The 8,517-nt window shown below is 57.1% G+C and carries 8 protein-coding genes and 1 pseudogene; 5 read left to right on the forward strand and 4 right to left on the reverse strand.

Annotation, left to right across the window (positions count from 1 at the left end; all coding sequences use genetic code 11):
* The first annotated feature begins 76 nt into the window (after nt 1–76).
* Complete coding sequence (locus tag FHC51_RS05675) at nt 77–1,414, forward strand: MFS transporter (RefSeq protein WP_156237402.1); 1,338 nt, start codon at nt 77–79, stop codon at nt 1,412–1,414.
* Between the two features lie 51 nt (nt 1,415–1,465).
* Nucleotides 1,466–2,692 carry a DUF3748 domain-containing protein gene (locus FHC51_RS05680; protein ID WP_220435067.1) on the forward strand — a complete coding sequence of 409 codons (1,227 nt, stop codon included), beginning with the start codon at nt 1,466–1,468 and terminating at the stop codon, nt 2,690–2,692.
* Here FHC51_RS05680 and FHC51_RS05685 read toward each other — a convergent pair whose 3' ends face one another.
* Entirely contained in the window at nt 2,693–3,025 is a 333-nt protein-coding gene (locus FHC51_RS05685) for a YceK/YidQ family lipoprotein (RefSeq protein ID WP_114316313.1), read from the reverse strand.
* A gap of 311 nt (nt 3,026–3,336) precedes the next feature.
* On the opposite strand from FHC51_RS05685, the gene ibpA reads away from it, so the two are divergent.
* From ibpA to FHC51_RS05700, 3 genes are all read left to right on the forward strand, one after another.
* Complete coding sequence (gene ibpA, locus FHC51_RS05690) at nt 3,337–3,747, forward strand: small heat shock chaperone IbpA (RefSeq protein ID WP_039032247.1); 411 nt, start codon at nt 3,337–3,339, stop codon at nt 3,745–3,747.
* 137 nt (nt 3,748–3,884) lie between these two features.
* The gene (gene ibpB / locus FHC51_RS05695; RefSeq protein ID WP_220435068.1) at nt 3,885–4,313 is read left to right on the forward strand and encodes a small heat shock chaperone IbpB; all 429 of its coding nucleotides are present in this window, start codon (nt 3,885–3,887) and stop codon (nt 4,311–4,313) included.
* 188 nt (nt 4,314–4,501) lie between these two features.
* Complete coding sequence (locus tag FHC51_RS05700) at nt 4,502–6,163, forward strand: putative transporter (RefSeq protein ID WP_220435069.1); 1,662 nt, start codon at nt 4,502–4,504, stop codon at nt 6,161–6,163.
* Here FHC51_RS05700 and FHC51_RS05705 read toward each other — a convergent pair.
* From FHC51_RS05705 to FHC51_RS05715, 3 genes and pseudogenes are all read right to left on the reverse strand, one after another.
* Nucleotides 6,160–7,644, reverse strand: coding sequence for a sulfatase (locus FHC51_RS05705; RefSeq protein WP_220435070.1), 1,485 nt, complete (start codon nt 7,642–7,644; stop codon nt 6,160–6,162). The genes FHC51_RS05700 and FHC51_RS05705 overlap by 4 nt on opposite strands.
* A 9-nt stretch (nt 7,645–7,653) precedes the next feature.
* Nucleotides 7,654–7,977 carry a PTS sugar transporter subunit IIB gene (locus FHC51_RS05710; RefSeq protein ID WP_103824257.1) on the reverse strand — a complete coding sequence of 108 codons (324 nt, stop codon included), beginning with the start codon at nt 7,975–7,977 and terminating at the stop codon, nt 7,654–7,656.
* A 28-nt stretch (nt 7,978–8,005) separates the two neighbouring features.
* A pseudogene (locus FHC51_RS05715) lies at nt 8,006–8,404 on the reverse strand (PTS transporter subunit IIC); the annotation flags it as partial.
* Nucleotides 8,405–8,517: the final 113 nt, after the last annotated feature.

Below are 8,517 nucleotides of genomic sequence, written 5' to 3' on the forward strand. Positions count from 1 at the left end.
CGTAGGCCCGGTAAGCGCAGCGCCACCGGGCAACAATCTCACAGACAAAAATATAACCCTCTGTAAATTACAGGGCATGGTGAGCGGCCTCGCTATGCCCAAAATCTGGAGACAGATTGCGATGGATATTCCAGTTACTGCTACCAAAACCGGGCGTCGCCGCTACCTGACGCTGATGATGATCTTTATTACCGTGGTCATCTGTTATGTCGACCGCGCCAACCTTGCTGTGGCTTCGGCCCATATTCAGGAGGAGTTCGGCATTACCAAAGCGGAGATGGGCTACGTCTTCTCGGCGTTTGCCTGGCTCTATACGCTATGCCAGATCCCGGGCGGCTGGTTCCTCGACCGCGTCGGCTCGCGCCTGACCTACTTTATCGCTATTTTCGGCTGGTCCGTGGCGACCCTGTTCCAGGGTTTTGCTACCGGCTTAATGTCGCTGATTGGCCTGCGCGCCATCACCGGTATTTTCGAAGCACCAGCGTTCCCGACCAATAACCGCATGGTCACCAGTTGGTTCCCGGAACATGAGCGCGCCTCTGCCGTCGGGTTCTATACCTCCGGGCAGTTTGTTGGTCTGGCGTTCCTGACCCCGCTGCTGATCTGGATCCAGGAGCTGCTGAGCTGGCACTGGGTGTTCATCGTCACCGGCGGGATCGGCATCATCTGGTCGTTTATCTGGATTAAGGTCTATCAGCCGCCGCGCCTGACCAAAAGCATCAGCAAAGCCGAGCTGGATTACATTCGCGACGGCGGCGGCCTGGTGGATGGCGATGCGCCAGTGAAAAAAGAGGCGCGCCAGCCGCTGACCAAAGCTGACTGGAAGCTGGTCTTCCACCGTAAGCTGGTGGGCGTGTACCTTGGCCAGTTTGCGGTGACCTCCACGCTGTGGTTCTTCCTGACCTGGTTCCCGAACTACCTGACCCAGGAGAAAGGCATCACCGCGCTGAAGGCGGGCTTTATGACCACCGTGCCGTTCCTGGCGGCCTTCTTTGGCGTGCTGCTCTCCGGCTGGCTGGCGGATAAGCTGGTGAAAAAAGGGTTCTCCCTCGGCGTGGCGCGTAAAACGCCGATCATCTGCGGGCTGCTGATCTCCACCTGCATCATGGGCGCCAACTACACCAACGATCCGGTATGGATTATGACCCTGATGGCGGTGGCCTTCTTTGGGAATGGCTTTGCCTCCATCACCTGGTCGCTGGTGTCGTCGTTGGCTCCGATGCGTCTGATTGGTCTGACCGGCGGGGTGTTTAACTTCGTTGGCGGCCTGGGCGGGATCACCGTTCCACTGGTGATTGGCTACCTGGCACAGGACTACGGTTTTGGCCCGGCGCTGGTCTATATCTCCGCGGTGGCCCTGATTGGCGCGCTCTCCTACATCCTGCTGGTGGGCGACGTTAAACGGGTAGGCTAATCTCCTGCAATGCTATACCCTGATGCGACATCCGCGCATCAGGGTATCCTCATGAAACAAATCACTTTCGCTTCCCGCAACCATCAGCTCACCAACACCCGTACCTGGACCGCAGACAGCCAGTGGCTGGTCTTTGACGTCCGGCCTTCCGGGGCGTCGTTTACCGGCGAAACCATTGAAAGAGTGAATGTTAAAACCGGCGACGTCGAAGTGATCTATCGCGCCAGTAACGGCGCGCATGTGGGTGTTGTCACCGTCCATCCGACGGCTGATAAATACATTTTTATCCACGGCCCGCAACATCCCGACGCCCACTGGCAGTACGACTTCCATCACCGTCAGGGGGTGGTTGCAGAGCGCGGGCAGGTGAGCAATCTTGATGCGATGGATATCACCCCGCCTTTCACTCCCGGCGCGCTGCGCGGCGGCAGTCATGTTCATGTGTATAGTCCGGACGGGCAGTACGTCAGCTTTACCTATAACGACCATGTGTTGCACACGCTCGATCCGTCGCTGGATTTACGCAACGTGGGCGTGGCCGCGCCTTATGGCCCGGTGACGCCTGCGGGCCTCCATCCACGGGAGTATGCCGGTACGCACTGGAGCGTGCTGGTCAGCCGTACCACTCCCACGCCGCAGCCGGGCAGCGATGAGATCAACCGCGCCTATGAAGAGGGCTGGGTCGGTAATCACCAACTGGCTTTTATCGGCGATACCCTTTCCGCCAGCGGCGAGAAGGTGCCGGAGCTGTTTATCGTTGACCTGCCGAAAGATGAACAGGGCTGGAAACAGGCGGGCGATCTACCGCTTCAGGGCACGGCAGATCGCATGCCCGCCCCGCCTGCCGGGGTCATGCAGCGCCGGTTAACCTTTACTCACGGCAACCGCTATCCGGGGCTGGTGAACGTGCCGCGCCACTGGGTGCGCAGCAACCCCCAGGCGACACAAATCGCGTTCCTGATGCGGGATGATAACGGCGTGGTGCAGCTGTGGCTGATCGCCCCGGAAGGGGGAGAACCCCGTCAGCTCACCCATAATCAAAGCGATATTCAGTCGGCCTTTAACTGGCATCCGGCGGGCCATTCACTGGGATTTGTGCTGGAGGATCGCATTGCGACCTGTGATGCGGTGTCTGGTGCTGTGACGTTTTTGACGTCCGATCACGGCAATCCGCCGTCGGGCGATGCGGTGATTTACTCTCCGGATGGGCATACCATTGCCTGGATGGAGGAGGTCGGTGGCTTCCGTCAGATCTGGGTAACAGAAACCGGGCGCTGATCAGCGAGAGGGCATCTGAGCGGGCGGGATGACGGCGTTAGTTGCCAGCGTCTTCTCCTCGCTTTGCTCCACGCGGGAGCGTACGGATTTATCGGTGCGGAAGAGATCCCACGGCAGCAGCAGCGTATCAACAACAGCAGTAAACGGCATATCCAGCACCACCAGGGATTTGGTGCCCCAGTTAGTGTCGTCATCCGCCAGCATATTCGCGCTGGCGCGTGTTCCGGGATAAGTTCCTTCTTTACCGCCGGTGTGAGACATCACGCTTGAACACCCGCAAAGCACAACCACTGCGCTGAATATCGTCAGCTTTATCAGAACATTTTTCATTATCAGTCAGTCATCATCAATGGCACGGTGCAGACCCGTAACCGGGTTTATAACGGGCCATTCTTAAAATGAATAGTTGAAAAGTACCGCTCTGTGGCACCTATCGCATTTTAACCTTACGTGCTGTAGTCCCAGTCTATGCCAGTACCCGCAAAGTGCAAAAAATTCTCGCTGCGCTGCTCTTGAAAAGATCGCAAACGGACCCATTTTAAGGATGTATCGATGAACAAACGTGCCTGAGGGGCGTTTGGGATACCCCAGCCTGTCCACGGTGGAAGGCGACAATTCTTGCTGATTTCAGGAGTTTTAACTGTATGCGTAACTTTGATCTTTCTCCGCTTTATCGTTCAGCCATTGGCTTCGATCGTCTGTTCAGCCATTTAGAAAACAACCAAAGCCAGAGCAATGGCTACCCTCCATACAATGTTGAACTGGTTGACGAAAACCACTATCGCATTGCGATTGCCGTGGCCGGTTTCGCTGAAAGCGAACTGGAGATTACCGCTCAGGATAACCTGCTGGTGGTGAAAGGCGCTCATGCAGGCGAGCAGAAAGAACGTACCTACCTCTATCAGGGCATCGCGGAACGTAACTTTGAACGTAAGTTCCAATTAGCTGAGAACATCCACGTTCATGGCGCGAACCTGGTTAACGGTCTGCTCTATATCGATCTGGAACGTGTTATTCCGGAAGCGAAAAAACCGCGCCGTATCGAAATTAATTAATTATCCGGGTCGCTTGCGCGGCCCAAATATGAATGCTTGCCGATATCGGGAGCATATGTGAATCCATAAGGATTTACAGGAATAACTGCGCACAAAATTCACCTGTGCCGAACTCGCTTCTCAGAAGGAGATTTACTATGCGTAATTACGATTTATCCCCGCTGCTGCGTCAGTGGATCGGTTTTGACAAACTGGCCTCCGCGCTGCAAAGCACCACCGAAAGCCAGACCTTCCCGCCCTATAACATCGAAAAGAGCGACGATAACCACTATCGTATTACGCTCGCGGTGGCCGGCTTCAGCCAGCAGAACCTCGATATTCAGCTGGAAGGCACGCGCCTGACGGTAAAAGGCACCCCGGAAAAACCGGCAGCTGAAACCAAATGGCTGCATCAGGGGCTGGTGACCCAGCCGTTCAGCCTGAGCTTTACCCTGGCTGAACATATGGAGGTGACAGGCGCCACCTTCACCAACGGGCTGCTGCATATCGACATCACCCGCAACGTGCCGGAGGCGGTTGCTCCGCAGCGGATCGCCATCAGCGAACGTCCGGCGTTGAACAGTTAATAGACTGTGTCGGGTGGCGCTACGCTTACCCGACCTACAAGACCCGCAGGCCCGCGCAAGCGAAGCGCCGCCGGGCAAAATCAAAGCCCCGCCCCGGCGGGGCTTTTTTGTGCGCCATCGCCCATACAACCCGCCCGCGCTCTGCGAGAATCCCTGTTAATAATAATGTTATTCACAGGGATGCCGTCATGAGTGATATAGCGTTAACGGTCAGTATTCTGGCATTGGTTGCGGTGGTGGGGCTATGGATAGGCAATGTCAAAATCCGCGGCGTCGGGTTCGGCATTGGCGGCGTGCTCTTTGGCGGGATTTTTGTCGGCCATTTTGCCGACCAGCTGGGCATTACGCTCAGCGCGGAAATGCTGCACTTCATTCAGGAATTTGGCCTGATCCTTTTCGTTTACACTATCGGTATCCAGGTCGGGCCCGGTTTTTTCGCCTCGCTGCGCGTCTCTGGCCTGCGCCTTAATCTTTTTGCGATGGGGATTGTGGTGATGGGTGGGCTGGTCACCGCTCTGCTGCATAAACTCTTCGCCATTCCGTTGCCGGTAGTGCTGGGCATTTTCTCCGGTGCGGTAACCAATACTCCCGCGCTGGGTGCCGGGCAGCAAATCCTGCGCGACCTGGGTATCGCGCCCGATATCGTCGATCAGATGGGCATGAGCTACGCCATGGCCTACCCGTTCGGCATCTGCGGCATCCTGCTCACCATGTGGCTGATGCGTATCCTGTTTCGCGTTAACGTTGAACAGGAAGCCCGGGAGCATGAATCTACCCTTACGAACGGACAGGCGCTGATTAAAACCATCAACATCCGCGTCGACAACCCCAACCTCAACAACCTGCCGATTCAGGACGTGCCGATCCTTAACAGCGCCAATATTATCTGTTCCCGTCTGAAGCGCGAGCAAACCCTGATGGTGCCGCTGCCCGGCACGGTGATCCAGATAGGCGACCTGTTGCATCTGGTGGGGCAACCGGCGGACCTGCATAACGCCCAACTGGTGATTGGTCAGGAGGTGGATACCTCCCTTTCCACCCGCGGCACCGATATGCGCGTCGAGCGCGTGGTGGTGACCAACGAGAAGGTATTAGGCAAGAAAATCCGCGAACTGCAGGTAAAAGAGCGCTACGACGTGGTGATCTCCCGCCTGAACCGCGCCGGGATTGAGCTGGTGGCCAGCCCGGACGCCAGCCTGCAATTTGGCGACATCCTCAACCTCGTCGGGCGCCCGGCCTCCATTGACGCCGTCGCCAATATGGTGGGCAACGCACAACAAAAACTGCAGCAGGTGCAGATGCTGCCGGTGTTTATCGGTATCGGGCTCGGCGTGCTGCTCGGCTCTATTCCGCTGTATGTGCCGGGGTTCCCGGTGGCGCTCAAGCTGGGGCTGGCAGGCGGGCCGTTGATTATGGCGCTGATCCTTGGTCGTATCGGCTGTGTCGGTAAGCTCTACTGGTTTATGCCTCCGAGCGCCAACCTTGCCCTGCGTGAGCTGGGGATCGTGCTGTTTCTGGCGGTGGTGGGGCTGAAATCCGGCGGGGACTTCGTCGAGACGCTCGCCCGCGGCGACGGCGTGAGCTGGATTGGTTACGGCATCCTCATTACTGCCGTCCCGCTGATCACTATGGGCATTCTGGCGCGGCTTCTGGCGAAGATGAACTACCTGACCCTCTGCGGCATGTTGGCCGGTTCGATGACCGATCCTCCGGCGCTGGCCTTCGCCAACAACCTGCACCCCACCAGCGGGGCAGCGGCGCTCTCCTACGCCACGGTCTATCCGCTGGTGATGTTTATGCGCATTATCACACCGCAACTGCTGGCGGTGCTGTTCTGGGGGATAGGTTAAACCTCTAACCCTAACCTGGCGAACTGCTCTGCCGGGGCGTCGCTCTCACGCAGGAGACGCACCAGCAGGGCAATCATCCGCGCTTCGATGGCTTTATCTTCAATCGGGCACTGCTGGTGCGGGTCGGTGTGTAAATCGAACAGCAGATGCCCGACGCGATTCACTCCCGGGTATTTTTCCTGAGCCGGAATACGCAGCGTTTTGACCCCTTTGGTAAAGCGGAAGGGGGGCGCCAGCGCAATCGCCTCCAGCTCATCCGGGGTAAAGCGGGTATTCATCTTGATGGGCATCAGGGTGTAGTTGGCGATGTCATTCTCACGGCCAGGCAGTGCGGCGCGCATATAGACATAGCGCCCGTCCGTGACGTTGACGTGGCCGCTGAAGACCCCAAACAGCGCCGCGTCACGCACCGGGGTATCATCCTCAAGAATGCGGGCTAACGGACGGCCCTGAACGTCAGGCGGGATGGGCTGGTTGAAGAACTCCAGTAGCGTCGGCGCCCAGTCAATCATCTGCACCAGCGCATCTCGCTGCACCCCCTGATGGCCGCTGCGCGGATCCCAGATAAACAGCGGGTTATTCGCCACTTCGTTGTAATAGGGCATCTGGTTTTTCGCCCACCAGTCATGCTCCCCGAGCAAAAAGCCGTGATCGGTGCCGACGATGAGCATCGTATCGCGCCACAGATCGTGGCGGTCCATCAGGTCCAGAATGCGCCCCAGATTGCGATCGCACATGGAGACCAGGGCGCGATAGCGGCAGCGAATATGTTCTACCGCCTCGGGGCTCTCTTCCACTTTGCCGCGGGGCCAGTCGTAGTGCGGACCGTCCCAGGGATCCTGGTATAACGAGAGATACGCCTCGGTGGTATAAAACGGCTCGTGGGGGTCGAAGGTTTCCACCTGCAACAGCCAGCTATCCTGCTGATGGTTCTTGTCGATAAACTCGCACCCGGCGTTAAAGACCTGGGTTTGCGGGAAGTCCGCCTCCTGCTGAATGTAGTCGCGGTTGACCCAGTCGTGTCGCCAGAGCCCGGAGACCCCGCCGCCGGTTTGCTTCTGGGGCACCCGCAGCACCTGCGGGATGGCCGGGTCGGCGACGCTGGCCTTCCAGTGATCCCCCTCCTGGCCACGGATAATTTCCCATGAGCTGTAGCGATTATGGTAGTTGCCGCCGCCATCCTCCCAGTAGTGCAGATGGTCGCTGATCAGGTGGGTATAGACGCCCGCTTTTTTCAGTAGCTCCGGCATGGAGTCGTCGAACGGCTCCAGCGGCCCCCACTCCCGGTGCAAAAAATTGTACCGGCCAGTATGTAACTCGCGACGTGCAGGCATGCAAGGCATACTGCCAACATAACTGTTGTTGAATGTGGCGCAGCGGGCCGCCAGACGCTGGAAATTTGGTGCCTGGGTGATCATATCCCCGTAAGGCGGCAGATAGTGCTTATTCAGACTGTCGAAGAGCAGAATGATCGCTTTCATCGTCGCTCCTTAACGGGCCTTTACCAGATGCGGGAAATGCTCTTCAACCACGGCGTAGATCTGCTTCCCGATGGTCTCTCCATCCATAATATTTTCGATAGGGATAAGATACTGCCCGTGCCGCGGATCGAGGCTTACTACATCAATCAGCTTTTTCGAAATGGCATAAATATCGGCCCATTCGGTAAATCCGCCGACTTCGCCGGCGGCGGTGTGCTCCATGGCGAAATTAATGTCATATTTGGCTAACGCTTTTTTTACCACCGTCTGCAACATCACGCTGCTGCCGACACCGTAGCCGCAAACAAACAGAATATTAATTTTGTCTTTCATAACGATATCCTTTTCACAATGAGATGAGTTAGCCCGCATAAGGCCCGAGGTGGAACGTTGAGGCAATAAACTTAAGCACTTCGCAAATCGCTGGCCATAAGGTCGCCCAGTCGAAAATACCGGTCCAGCCCACCCCTTCGGCGGCGAGGCCGGTTAAGGGAATGGCCCATACGGTGCCGAAGGTTTGAATAATCCCCAGCAGGAAAGTACAAATAATAACGGCGCGATAACCGCCCAGCCGGTTGGCTAATACGCCGATCGGGCCGCCTGCGAAAAATAGCGGCACAAAACCAGGCAATACCATAATCGGACTCTGGGTCAGCAGCAGGATCCCCATCGAGAAAATCGTGCCGAAGGTACAGAAAATAAAACCAAGGGTGGCGGCATTTGGGGAGAAGGGAAGTAATGCTGCAACATCGACAGCGGGGGTAATGCTGCCAACTTACTGATTTAGTGTATGATGGTGATTTTAAGGTGCTTGCGTGGCTTCCATTTCCATCAGATGTCCTTCCTGCTCCGCTACTGAAGGCGTGGTGCGTA

This window comes from Leclercia sp. EC_58 (assembly GCF_019584355.1).
Lineage (GTDB): Bacteria > Pseudomonadota > Gammaproteobacteria > Enterobacterales > Enterobacteriaceae > Enterobacter.